This is a genomic window from Pseudomonas sp. GW821-FHT11G12 (genome assembly GCF_058808055.1).
Genome location: NZ_JBXARH010000011.1, coordinates 1 through 18192 on the forward strand (window position 1 = coordinate 1; position 18192 = coordinate 18192).

Genomic DNA, 18192 nt, shown 5'->3' on the forward strand with positions numbered 1-18192 from the left:
GCGGTAGTTCAGTCGGTTAGAATACCGGCCTGTCACGCCGGGGGTCGCGGGTTCGAGTCCCGTCCGCTGCGCCATATCTGTTTCAAGGACCACTGAACGCCTTGAAACACCGAAAGCAACCTTTGGTTGATTCGGAATCGATAGCAAAGACCCTGGTCGAAAGACCGGGGTTTTTTGTGTCTGAAATTTGACCTCTCCAAAACTCCTCTTTTTGTTGTCCAGCAACGAGCGCAGCTGTGGCTCGTTCGATGCCGCCGGACAGTCTCCGCTGCGTCCATGGGTCGCTGCGATGCGATGTCGCATTGATTTTTGATTCTTTAGTCAGATTTTTGTAACTGGTTGTTTGCTGCGAGCGCAGAAACCTTTAAAGTTAACCTTTCGGTCAGCTTTGCACTGTCATCACGTCCTTTGTTTAGCCAAAAAGGGCTTCTGCAAGACTCGAGATTCCCAGTAGATAACCAGAAGGGCGGATCCATAACCGCCCAGAGGATGATCCATGTCCAACCGTGAAATATCCCGGCGCTCGTTCCTTCAGGGCGGGCTGGTGGCGGGTGTGAGCGTTACGCTCACGCCGCTCAGCAGTCAGGCGCTGGCTGCCTTGATGGAAAACAGCGTGACCGTGCCGTCCGAGCAGTGGCTCGGCAACAACGGCAAGGCGCGCCAGCGTAACGATGCCTTGTCCAAGGTCTGCGGCAGCAAGGTGTTTGCCCGCGACATCCGCTCCAAGGACATGCCGGGCTGGCCCCAGCAGCAAGGCCACGCCATGTTGCTGAAAACCATCAAGGCCGACCGAATCTACGATGGCTATGACCTGTCGTGGCTCGGCGCCGATTTGCAGCCTGATCGCATCGTCACCGCTGCCGACCTGGACAAGGACGGCATCGTATTCCCGGAAGAGCACGCTCCGGATCCGTTGCTGCCTGAGGGCAAGGTGCCGATGTTCATCGGTCACCCGGTCGCGATCCTGATCTGGAACGATTTCGAGCGTTTCCGCCAGGCCAAAAACAAACTCAAATTCAATGACAAAGCGATTCGTTACGGTGCGAAAGTGCCGTTCTACGAAGGCGATCCCTATGGCAGTTTCCGCTACGTGCGCGTCGGCGGCCCGACCTCGGCAGATGAAGACGAGTTCGCCAGCCTCAAGGATTCGATCCTGTTTCCGATGCTGAAAAACCGTCGCCCGGTGTGGAATTCCCAGCCGAACCTGCACGGCAACCTGACCGAGCGCGGCCTGTTCTACGCCGATCGCATGAAGAAAGAGATCGACACCCCACCGGACAACTGGCTGGTGTTCGACGAGCGTTACAAGACCCCGTCGATCGAGCCTGCCGCGATGGAGCCGGACAACGGCAACGGCTGGTACGACCCTGCGACCAAGACCTTGCATTTCGTTGTCGCCACCCAGTGCCCGCTGGAGGCTGCAACCGAGACCGCGAAGATGATCTCGCCGTCGCGCTTCGGCCTAGCTAACCTGAACATGCACCCGGGTTACACCGTCGGTTACGGCTCCAAGGACCACAACATTTTCGTCTACTACGCGGCCCTGGCGGCGTTGTATGGCGCGGGTGTGCCGATTCGCCTGGCCAACGACCGCTACGAGCAGTTCCAGAGCGGCATCAAGCGTCACCCGTTCGACATTCGTTACCAGTTGGCGGTGGACAAGACCGACCACAGCTTCAAGATTTTCCGCGCCGAAATGAGCGTCGATGGTGGCGGTCGGATCAACTACAGCCCGTCGGTGGCTGCGGTTGGCGCAACGGCGGCTCAGTCGATCTACTACATGCCGCAGAACGATCTGCAAGTTACCGCCTATCACTCCCGCGGGGTTGAAGCGGGTTCGATGCGCGGCTACGGCACGCTGCAGAGCATGGCTTCCACCGAAATGATGGTCGACGAAATCGCCGACCGCCTCGGTGTCGACGCCATCGATCTGCGCCGCAAGAACGCGCTGCGTTCCGGGATGAAAAACACCCAGGGCGCGATCCCGGCCGGTGCGTTGCGCCTGCACGAGATTCTCGACAAGGCTTCGCTGCACGAAGTCTGGAAGAACCGCGACGCGATCAAGAAACAGCGTGAAGCGGCGGATCCGGACAACTGGTATGGCGTGGGTTTCGCCATTTGCCAGAAAGACTTCGGCACCGGTTCCGAAGCGCCGATGGCCAGTATCGAATTCACCGCTGAAGGGCGCATTTCCCTGCGCCATATCGGCATCGAGATTGGTACCGGCATGTCCACTTCGCAAGCCCTGGTGGTCGCTGATTTCCTCGGCAGCCCGGCGCACGACGTGAAGACCGGCGAGACCGAATGGAAGGAAATGCAGCTGGTCACCGCCGGCAACCCTTACATTATGAGTCAGGCCGAGCAGGACAACTTCCTGCGCAACCCCCGTTGGGTCGGCAAACTGGCGTCGGCCTCGTCCGCGACCAACTCCGCCTATTACTTCAGCCATGCCACCCGTGAAGCGGCGCGCGTGCTGTTCAACCACGGTTTGTGGCCGGCGGCGCTGGAGATCTGGCGTCAGGGCCCGTACGGCGGCCAGGCCAACCCCTATGTGGTGCGTCGCGAAGATGCGCATTGGGTCGACGGCAAACTCACCGCCAACGGCATGCAGCCGCTCAGCTTCGAGGAACTGGCCAAACGCGCTCACGAGCGCGGTCTGGTCACGGCTGCCACGGTTCATGGTTTCAACCGCTGGAGTTGGGCTGAGGCCGAATACAGCATCGACGGCGTGCGCGAGCGTCTGCCGCTCGACGGTCTGGCCGTGAAGTACGGTGATGGCGCCCCGAAAGCCAAGAAAGCGCAGATGACCAGCGACGGTTTCCATCTGCTGGATCGGCAGAACATCGCCTATCCGGTGGTTCAACTGAACAACGCCGCTGTGACTTACTACAGTCCGGTCGCAACGCTGGTCGAGTTGAAGGTCAACAAAGGTTCGGCAGAAGTCGAAGTGCTCAACCATCACTCGTGGCTGGAGTGCGGTCGGGTGCTGGTCGAAGAGTTGGTCCGTGGCCAGCTCGAAGGCGGGATCGCCATGGGCATCGGCCACGCCTTGATGGAAGAGATGCCGCTGTACGAAGGCGGGCCGGGGGAGGGTGACTGGAACTTCAACCGTTATCGCCTGCCGATGGCGCGCCATGTGGCGGTGTGGAAGCAGACGTCGGAAATCCTGCCGCCGCTGTCCCCGAGCGACCCGTCCAAAGGCATCGCCGAAGTGGTGATGATCCCGGTGGTCGGTGCCATCGGTAACGCCGTGGCCCACGCCATCGGTAAACGTGTTCGCGATCTGCCAATCACTGCTGCGCGCATCAAGGAGGCCCTCAATGGCTAACCGTCCGCTTCAACTGACCCTCAACGGTCAAACCGTCGGCCCGGTGGACATCCCTGATGACCTGCCGATGATCGATTACCTGCACGAATACAAAAACCTCACCGGTTCGCGCCTGGGCTGCGGCCAGGGCATCTGCCACGCCTGCGTGGTGATCGTCGACAACCCGGACGGCACCAGCGAAGAAGTGCGTACCTGCATCACCGGCGCGCATTACTTCGAGGGCAAGAAAGTCCGCACCATCGAAGGCCACGCCAAGCGTGACGAGCAAGGCCAGGTCACCGAGCTGAACCCGATCCAGCAGCGTTTCGTCGACGAATTCGCCTTCCAGTGCAGCTACTGCGCACCGGGCTTCGTCAACGCCGCGACCGTGCTGGTGGAAAAGCTGCAACGCCAGCCAATCGTCAAAAGCAAACTGGAACAAGTCATCGAGGACAGCCTCGGCCATCACGTCTGCCGTTGCACCGGGTACGTGCGTTACTACAACGCCACCCGCAACGTGCTGACCGATCTCGGCCTGGTCAAGGAGGGTTAAGCATGAAGCAATTACTGACCCGCCTGACCCTGGCGGTCGGGCTGGCTGTGCCTGTGTTGGCGGTGCACGCGGATGATCAGGTCAAGCGCGGCGAATACCTCGCCCGTGCGGCCGACTGCATGGCGTGCCACACGGCGCCCGGCGGCGCGCCGTTTGCTGGCGGCCTGCCGATCGTCTCGCCGTTCGGCACGATCTACGGCACCAACATCACGCCGAGCAAAGAGCACGGCATCGGTCTGTACAACGATGACGAGTTTTTCGCTGCGCTGACTGAAGGCAAGCGTCGTGATGGCGCCAACCTGTACCCGGCGATGCCGTACACCTCGTATCACTTGATGCCGCGTGCGGATTCGGATGCGATTCACGCGTATCTGAAAACCATCGAGCCGATCGAGCGCGCCGCGCCAGTGACGAGTCTGAGCTTTCCGTTCAACGTGCGTCCGGGTCTGATCGGCTGGAACATGATGTACGGCAAAGCCTTGAAGCTGGAGCCGGCCGAAGGCAAAAGCGACGCCTGGAAGCGCGGCCAGTACATGGTCGAAGTGCTCGGCCATTGCGGCGAATGCCATACACCACGCGGCTTGCCGGGTGCGATGCAACTGGACAAGCGCCTGACCGGCGGCATCCTCAACGGCTATCTGGCACCGAGCCTGCTGGCGACGGATCTGGCGGCACGCGGCTGGAACCATCAGGACCTGAGCACGTTCCTCAAGCACGGCATGAGCGCTCAGGGCACGATGTTCAACGAAATGTTCCCGGTGTTCCACAACAGCACCCAGGGCCTGAATGATCCGGATCTGGCGGCGATGGCAACATTCCTGCTCGGCGACAAGCCGCCAGCAGCGAAAGAGCTGGCCGAAGTGCCGGTGGAAAAACTCAGTGCCAGCGCTCAACGCGGTCGTCAGGAATACTTGAACGTCTGCGCCGGCTGTCACGCGGCTGGTGGCGAAGGCAAACCGCACATCGCGGTGGCCATGCGCGGCAACACCACGCTGCGTCTGGAAGACCCGCGCAACCTGTTGCGAGTGATCGAGGATGGCATCGGCGAACAGAAATTCGCCGGGTTCGAACACATGCAGCCGATGCCCGGTTTTGCCGACAAGCTCAGTGCCGAACAATTGACCGATCTGCTGAACTACCTGCGTCAGGGTTGGGGTGGTCAGTCTGCTGAATTGGCGGTGGGCGATGTGCAGAAGCTCAAGGCTGACGCACCGTCCATCGAGCACAAGGCGCACTGATCATGCAGCATCTCGATCTGCAGGTTGTGCGGCGGGCGCTGGAGTGGTCGATAGCGGGGCAGCGCATCTGGCTCTGCACCGTGCTGACCACCTACGGCTCGGCGCCTCGCGCGCCGGGTTCGCTGCTGGCGGTGAACGACGACGGACAGTGGATCGGGTCGCTGTCCGGTGGCTGCGTCGAGGAAGATTTTCTCGAGCGTGTCGCCGAAGGTGCATTTCTCGATGCGATCAACGTGGTGCGCTATGGCGAAGGTGACGATCCGCGCTCGCGGGTCAGCCTGCCGTGTGGCGGCATTCTCGATGTACTGGTAGAGAAATTTGACGCCGACTGCGATGTGCAGGCGCATCTGCGTGAGCTTGAATCGGCGTTGCTGGGTCAGCGCCGGTTGATTCGCGAGGTCGACCTGGCCACTGGCGCGCGCAGCGTGTTTGCAGATCGCGAGCAAGGTGCGCGGATCGAGCGTGAAATCGACCGGGTACGGATCCGTATCGGTGCTGCTCAGCGTTTGTTGCTGGCCGGCTATTCCAGCGTGGCGCAGGCGTGTGCGGAGTTCGCGGTGGGTCTCGGTTTCGAGGTGATTCTCTGCGACCCGCGTGAGGAGGTGCTGGAAGGTGTGGTGCTCAATGGCGTGGAGATTCGCCGGCAATTGCCGTCGGTGTTCATCGCCGATGGTGGTTGCCACCGTGATACGGCGGTGGTGGCGTTGACCCATGATCCGCGTATCGACGATCTGGCGATGATGGAGGCCGTGCGCACCGAGGCTTTCTATATTGGTGTAATGGGCTCGCAGCAGACGTCGCAGAAGCGCTTCGAGCGATTGCGCCGGATTGGCGGGTTGGGGGAGGGCGAGCTGGCGCGGATTCATGCGCCGATCGGCCTTAACCTCGGCAGCAAAACCCCCTCGGAAATTGCCTTGGCGGTACTGGCGGATATCCTGCGGATTCGTAGCGGGATTGCGCGAGACCAGCTGTAATCCGTTGTTGGATGTAAAAAGGGCCGCTTTTCAGCGGCCCTTTTTTTGCGCATTAGAAACCGAGCTTGTCGCGCAGTCCGTAATACCAGGCGCCCAGTGCGGCAAACGGTGTGCGCAGCAATTGCCCGCCGGGGAACGGGTAGTGCGGCAGGTCGGCAAACGCATCGAAGCGTTCGGCCTGTCCTCGCAGCGCCTCGGCCAGTACCTTGCCGGCCAGGTGCGTGTAGGTCACGCCATGGCCGCTGCAGCCTTGGGAGTAATAGATGTTGTCGCCCAGGCGTCCGACCTGAGGTAGGCGCGACAGGGTCAGCAGAAAATTGCCGGTCCAGGCGTAGTCGATTTTCACGTCCTTGAGTTGCGGGAAGGCCTTGAGCATTTTCGGGCGGATGATCGCTTCGATGTTCGCCGGATCCCGGGCGCCGTAAACCACGCCGCCGCCGAAGATCAGGCGCTTGTCGCCAGTAAGGCGGTAGTAATCGAGCAAGTAGTTGCAGTCTTCGACGCAGTAATCCTGCGGTAACAGGGTTTTGGCCAGTTCATCACCGAGCGGTTCGGTGGTGATGACTTGAGTGCCGCACGGCATCGATTTGGCTGCCAGTTCCGGCACCAGATTGCCGAGATAGGCGTTGCCGGCCACGATGATGAATTTGGCCCTGACCTTGCCCTGTGGCGTATGCACGACCGGGTTGGCGCCTCGTTCGATACGCACCGCAGGCGACTGCTCATAAATGGTGCCGCCGAGGGACTCCACGGCGGCGGCTTCGCCCAGCGCCAAGTTGAGCGGGTGGATGTGGCCGCCGCTCATGTCGAGCATGCCGCCGACGTATTGATCGCAGGCCACCACTTCGCGGATGCGGCGCTGATCGAGCAGTTCAAGCTGGGTGTGCCCGAAGCGTTCCCACAAGCGTTTCTGCGCTTCCAGGTGGCCCATCTGCTTGGCTGTGATTGCCGCGAATACACCGCCGTCCTTCAGGTCGCACTGGATGTTGTACTTGCTGACGCGATCACGAATGATCCGGCCGCCCTCGAATGCCATTTGCCCGAGCAATTGAGCCTGCTTTGGGCCAACGCTGCGCTCGATCACGTCAATGTCACGACTGTAGCTGTTGACGATTTGCCCGCCATTGCGCCCCGACGCGCCGAAACCGACTTTGGCGGCTTCCAGCACGGTCACGCGAAAACCGTTCTCCAGCAGGAACAGGGCCGAGGAAAGTCCCGTATAACCAGCGCCAATCACGCAGACATCCGTCTCCACATCATCTTGCAGGGCAGGGCGTGGTGGTACGGCGTTGGCCGACGCCGCGTAATAAGACTCTGGGTAAGGGGTGTTCGCCATCCTGCAGCCTCTGTTTAATATATTTTACGAGTGCGACGATCCTACCCGAGTTGAAAAACCTCCGCCAGCCACCGGGAAATCTTCTTGCGGCGGGGCGAAATTAAATATTTTGCATATTCATAGGGTTAGGTGAAAAAAAGGTGTTGACACCCCTCCGGAATTCCGTAGAATGCCGCCTCACAGCAGGCACGTAGCTCAGTTGGTTAGAGCACCACCTTGACATGGTGGGGGTCGTTGGTTCGAGTCCAATCGCGCCTACCAAACAAAATCCGCTCTGCTGGGCGGTCTAGAAGGGCTCACCGAAAGGTGGGCCCTTTTTTGTTGTCTGTCGTTTCTTCAGAACGTTCACAAAGTATCGGGTTCGTTCACACTGGGCAATGTGAACGCCTAAAGCGGATGATTTTGTGGCGGTTATACTTGATAACTGAATGTGCGATGTCATATCCGATATAAGCACATTGCCTCCACTCAGCATGCCTAGCTTGAGCCGGTATCCTCCGCATCTAGGTGAATGACACGGAACGCGGGAACATTCAGTAGGGCTTTTGGGATTTGTCCTACAGCCATTGCTCGAGCTTCCCGCTAGCGTCGACGCTGCCAAGCTACTGGCTGAGACTTTTCACAACGACTCAAGGATGATCAATGATTTCCTCTGCACGATTGGGTGACAAGCATGTCTGCCCAATGCCAGGTCATGGCACCACCCCGATTGCCTCAGCTAGTGGCGACGTGAATATCAACTTCATGGGTTCTGCACGTGTTGGCGATACCTGTGGGTGTGGCGCTGTTATCACTACCGGGTTTCCCTCGATTCAAGTGAACGGGCGGCCTATGGCCCATTAGGGCAGTCCCACAAGCCATGGCGGAACAATCATCACCGGATCAGGCGATGTCGGTGGTGGATTTGTAATGGGGGACGCAGGCGGTGCAACAATCATCAACTTCATGGCGCTGGGAGCTTTCCGGCCAGATGGCTCAGTGGACGATGAGAAGATGGCGACCTTATTATCTGACCCTAAGCTCAAGGAGAAAGCCTTAGCGGCGAACGCCTTGGTAGGCTCTAAAGCAGCCTCGGCGGAACCGAAAGCAAAGACACAGCCAGAGACTAAGCCCGCCGCTTGTAATGATCCAGACAGGATGGAAGAACCGGCGAGCTACATTGCTGGCGAGATGAATCGCAACATTCACGATCCGGCAGTCCTCAAGATGAAACAGCTGCTGAGCTACGACGTTGCAGCAGAGACCCGCAAACAAATGGACTTGCCTTGGTATGCACAGATTGGAACTACAAGCCCTCAAGCGATAGGGGCTGCAAATGGTGCGGCTGCTATGGCCATTTGGACGGAGCGAGTTGGACAGAATCGCCCTTGGGATCACAAACCTATCCTGCTCAAACTCTTTGGTGGGGTTTGGTACAAGCAAGGAGCCCACGACTACTTTTACGACATCTGGTCGAACGTCCACTACGGATATGTCGGTATGGCTGGCGGTCTGTCTGAAAGCGCTCTTTCAGACGGTGCGGGCGTTGAGCAATTTGCCTCGGACTCCATACGGAAGGCGAAAGAGAAGTTTGTAGAAGTGCTGACGCAACAGACGCCTGAAAAACCACTTCCCGGCCCACACCGCTCAGGGAATGTTGAGGGGCTACGCGCCTTTGATGATGCTCCTGACCGAATATCGATTCAGATAGGTGTGCAGCTTTTCAAGGAGCACCCAAATGGAGGCATCACAGCCAAAATGGTGATGGAAAAAGTTTTGGCAGTGGCACCAACGGAATGGGGAGACGGCATACGTGAGCATAAATGTGAAACCAACTAGATACCGGCGAATCTCTGTTGTCCTCTTCCTGATGCTCTCACCGTTTGCATTTTGGTATGTCGCAACGCCCACTGTAACAGTTCACTATTCAAAGGAAGCCACAGAGAATCTTGGAGTCGTTTGGAATACAGAGAACAGGATCTACAGAAGTGGTCGTGGAGGCCTGTACCCCGGCGAAACCTCAATGGACTTCGGCCACATATTTCCAGACGAAGGCTTTTTTATGGAGTTCTACTGGTGGGGGAAAAAGACTCGCAACCATTGCGTCAACATCACCCCAAAATGGCCGACGACGCATATCTACCTTGATGCGAACGGCGACATTGATAGAAGCGAAGACAGCGGCACGAATACTGATCGCTTGAAGCAGTGCATTACGGACAAGGCGAAACCATAAGCTGATATTTCCAGAACCTAACCCCGCCGTTTCGGGATGTTGCACAGTGTGGGAGCTGTCTGCGTGCCAATCTAAAAATCATTTGGTGGTCCGCCCACACCAAAGGACTGTCATCCTGCTCGGCGGTTAAACTGAAGGTGTGAGCGAGCGAAGTGAGTCTGCCGTAATCGCTCCAGCCAGTTCCTGGCCCCCGCCAAACACAGGACTTGATGCAGGCGAAAAAGATGGTGAGAGAGTTGGTCTCGATCTACAACCACGAGCGTCCGCACCTGTCTTTGAAATACAAAACGCCCGATGCAACGCATCGGGCGTTGGGGTGAAAAAGGTGTAAACCTATTTCAGGACTAGACACTGCGATTTGCAAAGCGCCGCCTCGAGCGTCAGCTCGGAGCACATCTTTATGTGCTCCACCGCCTTATTCGTTTTCATCATTTTGGTTGTCGGCCGCGGTAGGCGAGGCCGACGATTAGCGCATGGCTAGTATTTTTCTGGGCATGTGAAGCCCCAGCCATTTATGACCAAGTCCTTTATTTCTTCGCCGGTCGTCGAGATGACCAGGCACCTATTGTTTTTTTTGTAATTGAATTCGCAGTACTGCACCCCTTGTGTGCATCGCTCTACCTCTACCACGCCTCTTCTTTTGAGCAGGATCTCAGTGCCAATTAGCTCTGTCTCGTTTGTGATATATGGTTTCCAGCCATGATTGATCAGCTCTTTTCGAGCACTTAAAAAAGACATTCCCTTTGTGATGGGTACATCCGTTGCGTTTGCAAATGAGCTTACGCAGCAAAGGATCATGCAGGAAATACGATGTGGCTTCATTTCGTGACACCGCAAAACTTTCTATAGATGGTTGACGCCTCGTCATATGGCATACGCCGCTGGCTTGGTCGAGGGTAAGTGGAAATGCTTCCCTGCGCTCGACTGTCTTGTGTGTCGTGGTTTCGAGATCACCTTCGACGATTGGATCAATTGCATGGACAACTCGAAGTATTTCAGTAGCGGTCAAATCCTGAGTGTGGGGTATAAAGCCAGCTAAACCCATTGCTTCAATACCCTACGTCTTCCATGCAGGCAGCGCCATCTTCACTGCTTTGGCTCTTTGGTGGTTTCTTTCGAGCCGCTTGAGCTGGCTGAATCCTTGTCGGTTTCATGCGACTCGGCTCCGGAGTTTGACCCGGATGCTTCTTCACCTTTTTTGTCAGCCTTGTCTTCTTTGGAATCTGATCCACCTTGGTTCACTCCGGGAATGGCGGCAGGTGGTACGGCAGATCCGGCAATGGAGACGATAGGGCTCGCCGACAAAAGACCAGCAAAGGCTAGTGCTGCGATTTTTCTGTTCATCGACCAATCCTCAGTTCAGGGTATCTGCTTGTTGGAGGGGTGGGCGAGATGAGCGTGCGGCTTGGGTGACGGGCGGCTAAAAGGGTTTGCTTGCTGGCGATGGTTTTTCCACAAAGCCATACGGTGAGCCAGATCCTGGCAGACCATAAAAATAATGTGGATATTGAATGGCTTACGATTTTATTGAACCAACCGGTTATCAAAAATACGTTGTTACATAATGAAAATATCAGTAATATCCGCCCCGCGTTCACCACCACGGTTTATGCATTTTTAAATCCCAAGCTTCCATCAGCTGCTTGGGATTTTTTTTGCCTGCGATTTACCTCTCCCCAGGCTTTCGTCCTGCCGACTCCCTCAACCCGAGTGCCTTTCTGGCGCGGCATCGGGCAAGTCCACACTTTTTCGACTACTACTGTCTGGCCGATTTTTCATCTCAGTCTGACGGGGGTTCATCGATGCTGTTTCATTGGTTTCTTGCTGCGGTTCATCTGCTGGCATTTGCCCTGGGGTTCTGGGCCGTCCTGACACGCGGAACGGCATTCAGCCGCCTGGCTGCCGGGGCTGGTGAGGTTCGGCGGGTTCTGCTCGCTGACAACCTATGGGGGATATCTGCGCTGGTGCTGCTGATCACAGGTGGCATGCGAGCTTTTGGCGGTTATGAAAAGGGCGCCGATTACTATCTGCATCAGCCGCTGTTCCATTTGAAGATGACGCTGTTTGTGCTGATTCTGCTTCTGGAGCTCGCACCGATGATTACGTTGATCAAATGGCGCGTCGGTCAGGCGCGCGGAACGCCCCTCGACACTGGGCGGGCCAAGGTGTTTGCACGAATCAGTCATGCCGAAGCGCTGTTGCTGGTTCTGATGGTGATAGCAGCCACCGGGATGGCGCGTGGGGTGACGTTCGGCTAGGCGGGCGCGATTCCCTGCTTTTATTCGGAAACGTCCGACAGCCAGCCATTGAAATGATGGTTAGTATCGGTTGCGAAGAAGGGGGGAGGGAGTTGCAGCAGGAGGGGAAATAGCCTGCGCCGTCACCAATGAGGTGGGGGGATGGCAATACGGCGCTCGGATCTTTAGCCAGTCATTACGCGAAGGTGAACGGACTGGCTACTGACTGCGGCAGGGCTCAGGGGGTTTGTGGCTTGTCCGGTGCGGTCAGGCCAGCCTGAATGCGCTGGTAGATCTCTTCGCGGTGTACGGCAACGTTCTTTGGCGCGTTGATGCCGATGCGAACCTGTTGGCCGCTTACGCCGAGGATGGTGATCGTAATGTCATCACCAATGTTTATGCTTTCACCGACTTTGCGGGTGAGTATCAGCATGGTCTTCTCCTTGATTGCTTTGTAGGGCACCTGATTCAGACAGTGCAGAGGTCGGTGGTACGTATAGATTAGTGCGAAGTCTCACGGTTTGGGTGCCTCTTTCTGACGCGCAGATGCGGCATTAATTCCCAGCGCGTAACTATACAGGTGCTGCATTCATCAATCTCGTTGTTTTGTGCCCATTTTGCGGGGCTCTGAAAGTATTCGCGAATGTTAAGATCTCCCTTTCGAGAATTCAGAGGGAAGCGTTGTGCGCAAATTGGTCTGGGTAGTCGCAGCACTGGCATTGGCGGGATGTGGTGAAGGCAAGAGCGTGGATGCGCAAAAACCAAAATCGGTAGCGGTGGCAGCGCCGGCAGCCGTGTCCGGGCCGCAGTGGGATCTGGAGGTGCGCGGTGAAACGCCTCAGGCTGTCAGTGATCTTAGCGGGTGGTTGATCGAGCATGCGTTTATCGCCAATGTCATCAAGGATGCCAGCGGAAAAACCCGGATCCTGCTGGGGCCATTCAATTCCAAGGCCGAAGCCGATGCGAAACAGGCTGATGTGAATGCGGCGCTGATCAAGGCGAAAAAGCAGAACATCGAGACGCTGGTGATCGAACGTACCGCAGCGCAATAAGCATTCCTTTCAGCGGAGCTGACTAAAGGGAGTCCGGTGTGATTCGTTTTTACAGGAGTCACCGAAGATTCTCAGAAGGAGCTCCGCATGGCCTCCGCCAACCCCTACAAGTTGTTCGACGTCGTTTTACGTCACAAGCGTCAGCTGAGCCCGCATCTCATGCGGATTACGCTCGCCAGCCCGGCTGTTGCCGAGATGGCAACCTGGGCGCCTGATCAGCGCGTCAAACTGTTTTTCCCGGCTTCGGACGGTTCGCCAGCCCGGCTCTCTCAGGGTGAGGGTTGGTACGCTCGTTTCCGCTCAATGCTGGCGGATCGGCGCCCGGCGATGCGCACCTATACCATTCGTCATTTGCGTGCCGATCAGGGCGAAGTCGACATCGACTTTGTACTGCATGGCGAAACCGGGCCGGCTTCGCGCTGGGCTCTTCGGGCGCAGCCGGGCGAGTCGATGCAGATTCTGGCGCCCGATAGCCGGTTCTCGGCCGAAGAGGCGGGTGGCTTTGAATGGAAGCCTCCGCAAACCCTCCAGCAGCTTTTGCTGGTCGCCGACTCAACGGCATTGCCCGCCGCGATGGGGATTCTCGAGGAGTTGGCAGCGCTTGCACAACCACCCCAGACTCAAGTGTTCTTCGAGGTCGACAGTGCCCAGGATATGCTTGCAGTCCCGGACTGGCCTGGCCTTTCGGTGCAGTGGTTGATCCGAGAGCAGGCGGGAGCGACGGTTGCCGGGAAGCTGATGGTGGAGGCGGTGCGAAAGGCGGCGCTACCTGTCGATGCATCGATGGTCAATCAGGCTATAGAGCTGGCTGACGTCGATATCGATCAGGAGATTCTCTGGGAAATCGCCGAAACCGCCTCTGACGGTTTCTATGGCTGGGTCGCCGGTGAGTCCGCTGCGGTCATGAATTTGCGCAGATACCTGATCAAGGAGCGCGGTATTCCTCGCGAATCACTCAATCTGATGGGCTACTGGCGTTACAACAAGCCAGGCAGCTAACCACAAAAAAGGCCTCGAGCTTGCAGCACGAGGCCTTTTCTTTTGCGCGAACGATCAGCCGCAGGCTTTCATGTTCACCGGCCCGACAAACTCGTTGCCGCGACCCATCACGCACGCCACGCTCTGATTGCGCTGGCGCTCCCAGTCTTGCACCGGGTACGTCTTGTCCCACGCTTCATACAATTGGCGATCCTGCTTCGACAGGCGCAAGCCATATTGCTTGCTCATGTAGAAATAGGTGCGGGCGATCATGCCGCGAATCGAAGGACGGGGCATGACCTTTTTCGCCTTGAAGTCGATCTGGGTCAGGCAGGAGCCATATTGACCCTTTTCAACGGGTAGCCAGCCGTAACTGAAGTTGCTGCGATCACCATTGACCTCGCCGATGCTGGGTACCAGGTTGTGCAGGTCGGCTTCGGCTTTCTGGTAACTCGGGTCATAGCGCGTGCAATTCTTGCGTCCACCTTCCTGCCAGCACTGGCGCTGATGGCCGAACTCCCAGGCCGGGACAATGTGTTCCCACTCAATGCGGGAGGCGCGCTTGGCATTTTTACGCGGTACATAACCGCAAGCGGCCAGGTCGACCTTGTTGCCTGTGTATTTGCACCCGCAATAAAACTCGGTGGATTGTGGGGCGTACAGCTTCCAGGCGACCTTCTTGGCCTCGTTGAATGTGCGGGGCGCGCCAGCGTGGGCGCCTAGAGAAATGAACAGTAAAAGCAAAGCAAAAAAACGGACAATCATTGAGTCAATCTTCCTTCGGTACAACCCAGAAAATCTGCACGCCACCATCGTCTCGATAGGCGAGGGTGACGTTGTCGTTCTCGTCGATCTCTTCCAGCAGGCGCTCCCACTCATCCATCGGTTCATCCGGGAGACGGAAGATCAGAGCGGCTTTGGCTTTTTGTGCGGTGGGGGAGTTGATGATCTTTTGGACACGCATGCCCATGCGTTCGTAAGCATCGGGAGCATCAGAGGAAGTGGCCACGAGGTTATCCTTATTAAGCTGTACGTGCATACAGTATTTAACTGTAAGCATTTTCGCAACTGCTTAAAAATCAAGAAAATCCTCTGACAGCGGTTTTCCGGTTTTGATGTGGCTCATCCGAAATATTTGTTCAGGAAAGGTGTGAGGTCGGTGTAGGTAATTGCACCACCCGCCAGAGCGGCGAGTGGTGAGAGAAGTGCCCGGTCAGGATGAGACCGGGCGAGGGTGAATCAGTACTCCCAGAACATCCGTTGCAGCTCTTTGCTGTCGTTGGTTTTGGTCAGGGCGACCATCGCCAGGATGCGGGCCTTTTGTGGGTTCAGGTCATGAGCCACGACCCAGTCGTACTTGTCGTCAGGCTGTTCGGCGTTACGCAGAACGAAGCCGCCGGCATTGACGTGGGAAGAACGAATGATCTGAACGCCATCCTTGCGCAGGGCTTGCAGGGCCGGGACGACGCGAGAAGACACCGAGCCGTTGCCGGTGCCGGCGTGGATGATGGCTTTGGCGCCGGATTGAGCCAGGGCTTTGTAGGCGGTGTCGCCGACATTGCCGTAGGAATAGGCGATTTCTACGTCGGGAAGGCTCTTGATGTTCTTGATGTCAAATTCCGAATCCATGGTGTGGCGCTTGGCTGGCAAGCGGAACCAGTAGGACTTGCCTTCGACCACCATGCCCAGCGGGCCCCATGCGCTCTTGAACGCTTCGGTCTTGATGTTGATCATCTTGCTGACGTCGCGGCCGGACTGGATTTCATCGTTCATGGTTACCAGCACGCCCTTGCCGTGGGCTTCTTTGCTGCTGGCGACGGCGACTGCGTTGTACAGGTTGAGCATGCCGTCCGCCGACATGGCGGTGCCTGGGCGCATCGAGCCGACAACGATGATCGGCTTGTCGGTTTTCTCCACCAGGTTCAGGAAGTAGGCGGTTTCTTCCAGGGTGTCGGTGCCGTGGGTGATGACGATGCCATCGACGTCTTTGCTGTCGGCCAGTTCGGATACGCGGCGACCCAGTTGCAGCAGGTTTTCATTGGTGATGCTTTCCGACGCGATCTGCATGACTTGCTCGCCACGCACATTCGCCAGTTTGCTCAGCTCAGGGATGCCGGCGATCAATTGTTCGATACCAACCTTGGCGGCCTGATAGGTAGCGCTGTTGGCCGCACTGGCGCCAGCGCCGGCAATGGTGCCGCCTGTGGCAAGGACCACCACGTTGGCCAGTTTGGTCTGGGTTTCGACTTCTTTTGCCTGAAGGGCGGAGGGCAGGAGCAGCAACAGGGCCAAAGCGCCCGGAACCAATGTGTTGAAAGCAGATTTCATTATTTTTCTCTCTAGTAGTGAGACGGTGCTGGTGCAGGTTCATCTAGATGCGCCCCGGGCCGATCTGAATGCCAGGGGTGCAGGGAGGGAGCAGGATCTGTACCAGCCGTACTTTGCTTTAGAGAAATGTTTAACTTGATGATTTATATCAATATTTTATGAGTTGACGAGTTTCTGGCTGAATCGTTTATCCGGTATTCCGAACAAGGAAGGTTTTCGTGTTCGGCTCTCCGAAAAGGACTACGTCTTTTGCAGGGCAAGTGAGGTTGCCGGATTTGGATTCTCTGCTAAAGAAAGCTTCCCACAGGCCGATGGGTGTTAAAGGAATCTGGAATTGAGGGAGTTCACATGTCACTGACGATCGGTTTTTCAAACCCCGGTGCCGTCACCATCGGCGGCAAAACCGCAGCAACGATCAATGCGATGAGTGAAGCGCAAGCGGATGCTTCAACCGAGGCGCTGGGCACAGAAAAACCAGAGAGCAATCAGGTCAAGACCGGCGGTCCCGCACAAGAAGGCAGCAAGGCTGAAGGGGAAGGCGATAACCTGAGCCTCACCGTCAAGATGTTGCTGAAGCGGATGCAGGAATTACAGAAGCAATTGCAAGAGCAGCAACAGCGACTGGCCGCGGCACAAGCCGCGAGCTATCCGACTCCGGAAGCGAAGTCGCAGGCGGTCATGGCCGTTCAGGGGGAGATCGCTCAAACAAGCGGTGCGCTGTTGGAAGTCTCGGCTGCTCTGGTCAAGGAAATGTCCAAGGGTTCGTCTGGCGGCAACCTGGTCAACACCACGGCTTGAGCATTCAAGGGGCGAATATGCAGATTCGCCCTACAATCAAAACCGATTTCTGATTGTTGACAAATAGGGGCAGGGTTCGCATAGTTCGGTCTACGCAAACGTTTGCGCGGCCTTCGCGATGAGTTGAACTCGTCGTGGAACGCAGCGAAGCTTACGCCAGCGCAAGCGTTGCTCACAATAATCATAAGATCGGAGTGAACTCATGAAGCTGCCATTCGCTGGACGTCTTCTCGCTGTCGCCATGTTGGCTGCCGCATCCGCCGCACTGCCCGTCTCTTCGGCTTTCGCCGAGTCCCCGGAAAAACCAAAAGTCGCACTGGTCATGAAGTCCCTGGCCAACGAATTCTTCCTCACCATGGAAGACGGCGCCAAGGCTTACCAGAAAGAACACTCCGCCGATTTCGACCTGATCTCCAACGGCATCAAGGACGAAACTGACACAGCAGGCCAGACCCGCATCGTCGAGCAGATGATTCTGGCGAAGGTCAATGCACTGGTGATCGCGCCTTCTGACTCCAAGGCCATGGTGCCGGTGATCAAGAAAGCCGTCGATGCCGGTATCACTGTGATCAACATCGACAACCAACTCGATCCGGCTGTCATCAAAAGCAAAAATATCTCCGTACCGTTCGTAGGCCCGGATAACCGCAAGGGTGCACGTCTGGTGGGCGAGTACCTGGCCAAGCAACTGAAGGCCGGTGACGAAGTCGGCATCATCGAGGGCGTTTCCACAACGACCAACGCCCAGCAGCGTACCGCTGGTTTCAAGGATGCGATGGAAGCCGCGCAGATCAAGGTTGTTTCCCTGCAGTCCGGCGATTGGGAAATCGACAAGGGCAACAAAGTAGCCGCGTCGATTCTCAGCGAGTACCCGGACGTCAAGGCACTGCTGGCCGGTAACGACAGCATGGCCGTCGGCGCTGTTTCCGCTGTGCGTGCGGCCGGCAAGGCCGGGCAGGTACAAGTGGTCGGTTACGACAACATCAACGCCATCAAGCCGATGCTGCAGGATGGTCGTGTCCTGGCAACCGCCGATCAGTTCGCCGCCAAACAGGCCGTGTTCGGCATCGAGACCGCGTTGAAAATCATCAAGGGCGAGAAAGTCGACAGTGGCGCCAACGGCGTCATCGAAACCCCGGTCGAGCTGGTCACCAAGAAGTAGTCCTTCGGCGACAC

Annotated in this window: 16 protein-coding genes, 1 tRNA gene and 2 pseudogenes; 13 read left to right on the forward strand and 6 right to left on the reverse strand. The window is 57.3% G+C overall.

Going from position 1 to position 18192, the window contains the following annotated elements; all coding sequences use genetic code 11:
* The first annotated feature begins 496 nt into the window (after positions 1-496).
* Genes AC1RR7_RS26190 through AC1RR7_RS26205 form a run of 4 tightly spaced genes read left to right on the forward strand, consistent with a single transcriptional unit; the run spans position 497 to position 6072 of the window.
* Complete coding sequence (locus AC1RR7_RS26190) at positions 497-3328, forward strand: xanthine dehydrogenase family protein molybdopterin-binding subunit (RefSeq protein WP_119427449.1); 2832 nt, start codon at positions 497-499, stop codon at positions 3326-3328.
* The gene (locus AC1RR7_RS26195) at positions 3321-3860 is read left to right on the forward strand and encodes a (2Fe-2S)-binding protein (protein WP_096821208.1); all 540 of its coding nucleotides are present in this window, start codon (positions 3321-3323) and stop codon (positions 3858-3860) included. The genes AC1RR7_RS26190 and AC1RR7_RS26195 overlap by 8 nt, the downstream gene beginning before the upstream one ends.
* A 2-nt stretch (positions 3861-3862) precedes the next feature.
* Positions 3863-5098 carry a c-type cytochrome gene (locus tag AC1RR7_RS26200; protein ID WP_102621538.1) on the forward strand — a complete coding sequence of 412 codons (1236 nt, stop codon included), beginning with the start codon at positions 3863-3865 and terminating at the stop codon, positions 5096-5098.
* Positions 5099-5100: 2 nt separating this feature from the next.
* Positions 5101-6072: an XdhC family protein gene (locus tag AC1RR7_RS26205; protein WP_273539242.1), complete on the forward strand. Its 972-nt coding sequence runs from the start codon at positions 5101-5103 to the stop codon at positions 6070-6072.
* 52 nt (positions 6073-6124) lie between these two features.
* Here AC1RR7_RS26205 and AC1RR7_RS26210 read toward each other — a convergent pair whose 3' ends face one another.
* Positions 6125-7408 carry an NAD(P)/FAD-dependent oxidoreductase gene (locus AC1RR7_RS26210; protein ID WP_273539243.1) on the reverse strand — a complete coding sequence of 428 codons (1284 nt, stop codon included), beginning with the start codon at positions 7406-7408 and terminating at the stop codon, positions 6125-6127.
* Between the two features lie 184 nt (positions 7409-7592).
* On the opposite strand from AC1RR7_RS26210, the gene AC1RR7_RS26215 reads away from it, so the two are divergent.
* The 4 genes and pseudogenes from AC1RR7_RS26215 to AC1RR7_RS26230 all read left to right on the forward strand — a co-directional run.
* Positions 7593-7669, forward strand: a tRNA-Val gene (locus AC1RR7_RS26215).
* A gap of 381 nt (positions 7670-8050) precedes the next feature.
* A pseudogene (locus AC1RR7_RS26220) lies at positions 8051-9226 on the forward strand (polymorphic toxin type 44 domain-containing protein).
* 184 nt (positions 9227-9410) lie between these two features.
* Positions 9411-9623 carry a hypothetical protein gene (locus tag AC1RR7_RS26225; protein WP_493158720.1) on the forward strand — a complete coding sequence of 71 codons (213 nt, stop codon included), beginning with the start codon at positions 9411-9413 and terminating at the stop codon, positions 9621-9623.
* Between the two features lie 203 nt (positions 9624-9826).
* Positions 9827-9971, forward strand: a pseudogene (locus AC1RR7_RS26230) (integrase core domain-containing protein); the annotation flags it as partial.
* A 738-nt stretch (positions 9972-10709) separates the two neighbouring features.
* Here AC1RR7_RS26230 and AC1RR7_RS26235 read toward each other — a convergent pair.
* A complete protein-coding gene (locus AC1RR7_RS26235; RefSeq protein WP_096821263.1) occupies positions 10710-10967 on the reverse strand; it encodes a hypothetical protein in 258 nt (85 codons plus the stop codon).
* 458 nt (positions 10968-11425) lie between these two features.
* Here AC1RR7_RS26235 and AC1RR7_RS26240 point away from each other — a divergent pair, with 458 nt between their 5' ends.
* Positions 11426-11881, forward strand: a complete 456-nt coding sequence (locus AC1RR7_RS26240) for a DUF2214 family protein (protein WP_102621543.1) — start codon at positions 11426-11428, stop codon at positions 11879-11881.
* Positions 11882-12098: 217 nt separating this feature from the next.
* Here AC1RR7_RS26240 and csrA read toward each other — a convergent pair whose 3' ends face one another.
* Positions 12099-12293, reverse strand: coding sequence for a carbon storage regulator CsrA (gene csrA, locus AC1RR7_RS26245; protein WP_003179932.1), 195 nt, complete (start codon positions 12291-12293; stop codon positions 12099-12101).
* A gap of 250 nt (positions 12294-12543) precedes the next feature.
* Here csrA and AC1RR7_RS26250 point away from each other — a divergent pair, with 250 nt between their 5' ends.
* On the forward strand, positions 12544-12912 hold the full coding sequence (locus tag AC1RR7_RS26250; protein ID WP_102621544.1) for a penicillin-binding protein activator LpoB: 369 nt from the start codon (positions 12544-12546) through the stop codon (positions 12910-12912).
* Positions 12913-12999: 87 nt separating this feature from the next.
* Complete coding sequence (locus tag AC1RR7_RS26255; protein WP_273538188.1) at positions 13000-13911, forward strand: siderophore-interacting protein; 912 nt, start codon at positions 13000-13002, stop codon at positions 13909-13911.
* A gap of 54 nt (positions 13912-13965) precedes the next feature.
* On the opposite strand, the gene AC1RR7_RS26260 is transcribed toward AC1RR7_RS26255, so the two are convergent.
* The 3 genes from AC1RR7_RS26260 to AC1RR7_RS26270 all read right to left on the reverse strand — a co-directional run bounded on the left by AC1RR7_RS26260 (position 13966) and on the right by AC1RR7_RS26270 (position 16218).
* Positions 13966-14655: an endonuclease gene (locus tag AC1RR7_RS26260; RefSeq protein WP_493158721.1), complete on the reverse strand. Its 690-nt coding sequence runs from the start codon at positions 14653-14655 to the stop codon at positions 13966-13968.
* A 4-nt stretch (positions 14656-14659) separates the two neighbouring features.
* Positions 14660-14950, reverse strand: a complete 291-nt coding sequence (locus AC1RR7_RS26265) for a DUF1654 domain-containing protein (protein WP_096821268.1) — start codon at positions 14948-14950, stop codon at positions 14660-14662.
* A 179-nt stretch (positions 14951-15129) separates the two neighbouring features.
* Positions 15130-16218 (reverse strand): asparaginase, encoded by a 1089-nt coding sequence (locus tag AC1RR7_RS26270; RefSeq protein ID WP_096821269.1) that lies wholly within the window; start codon positions 16216-16218, stop codon positions 15130-15132.
* Between the two features lie 348 nt (positions 16219-16566).
* Here AC1RR7_RS26270 and AC1RR7_RS26275 point away from each other — a divergent pair, with 348 nt between their 5' ends.
* Both AC1RR7_RS26275 and AC1RR7_RS26280 read left to right on the forward strand, forming a co-directional pair.
* A complete protein-coding gene (locus AC1RR7_RS26275) occupies positions 16567-17016 on the forward strand; it encodes a hypothetical protein (protein ID WP_102621546.1) in 450 nt (149 codons plus the stop codon).
* A gap of 202 nt (positions 17017-17218) precedes the next feature.
* On the forward strand, positions 17219-18178 hold the full coding sequence (locus AC1RR7_RS26280) for a sugar ABC transporter substrate-binding protein (protein WP_085712021.1): 960 nt from the start codon (positions 17219-17221) through the stop codon (positions 18176-18178).
* Positions 18179-18192 lie beyond the last annotated feature (14 nt).

Excerpts from the sequence above, each read along its gene's own strand:
- AC1RR7_RS26190 (WP_119427449.1), top strand. The coding sequence starts at position 497 with ATGTCCAACCGTGAAATATCCCGGCGCTCGTTCCTTCAGGGCGGGCTG.
- AC1RR7_RS26195 (WP_096821208.1), top strand. The coding sequence starts at position 3,321 with ATGGCTAACCGTCCGCTTCAACTGACCCTCAACGGTCAAACCGTCGGC.
- AC1RR7_RS26200 (WP_102621538.1), top strand. The coding sequence starts at position 3,863 with ATGAAGCAATTACTGACCCGCCTGACCCTGGCGGTCGGGCTGGCTGTG.
- AC1RR7_RS26205 (WP_273539242.1), top strand. The coding sequence starts at position 5,101 with ATGCAGCATCTCGATCTGCAGGTTGTGCGGCGGGCGCTGGAGTGGTCG.
- AC1RR7_RS26210 (WP_273539243.1), bottom strand. The coding sequence starts at position 7,408 with ATGGCGAACACCCCTTACCCAGAGTCTTATTACGCGGCGTCGGCCAAC.
- AC1RR7_RS26225 (WP_493158720.1), top strand. The coding sequence starts at position 9,411 with ATGGACTTCGGCCACATATTTCCAGACGAAGGCTTTTTTATGGAGTTC.
- AC1RR7_RS26235 (WP_096821263.1), bottom strand. The coding sequence starts at position 10,967 with ATGAACAGAAAAATCGCAGCACTAGCCTTTGCTGGTCTTTTGTCGGCG.
- AC1RR7_RS26240 (WP_102621543.1), top strand. The coding sequence starts at position 11,426 with ATGCTGTTTCATTGGTTTCTTGCTGCGGTTCATCTGCTGGCATTTGCC.
- csrA (WP_003179932.1), bottom strand. The coding sequence starts at position 12,293 with ATGCTGATACTCACCCGCAAAGTCGGTGAAAGCATAAACATTGGTGAT.
- AC1RR7_RS26255 (WP_273538188.1), top strand. The coding sequence starts at position 13,000 with ATGGCCTCCGCCAACCCCTACAAGTTGTTCGACGTCGTTTTACGTCAC.
- AC1RR7_RS26260 (WP_493158721.1), bottom strand. The coding sequence starts at position 14,655 with ATGATTGTCCGTTTTTTTGCTTTGCTTTTACTGTTCATTTCTCTAGGC.
- AC1RR7_RS26265 (WP_096821268.1), bottom strand. The coding sequence starts at position 14,950 with ATGCTTACAGTTAAATACTGTATGCACGTACAGCTTAATAAGGATAAC.
- AC1RR7_RS26270 (WP_096821269.1), bottom strand. The coding sequence starts at position 16,218 with ATGAAATCTGCTTTCAACACATTGGTTCCGGGCGCTTTGGCCCTGTTG.
- AC1RR7_RS26275 (WP_102621546.1), top strand. The coding sequence starts at position 16,567 with ATGTCACTGACGATCGGTTTTTCAAACCCCGGTGCCGTCACCATCGGC.
- AC1RR7_RS26280 (WP_085712021.1), top strand. The coding sequence starts at position 17,219 with ATGAAGCTGCCATTCGCTGGACGTCTTCTCGCTGTCGCCATGTTGGCT.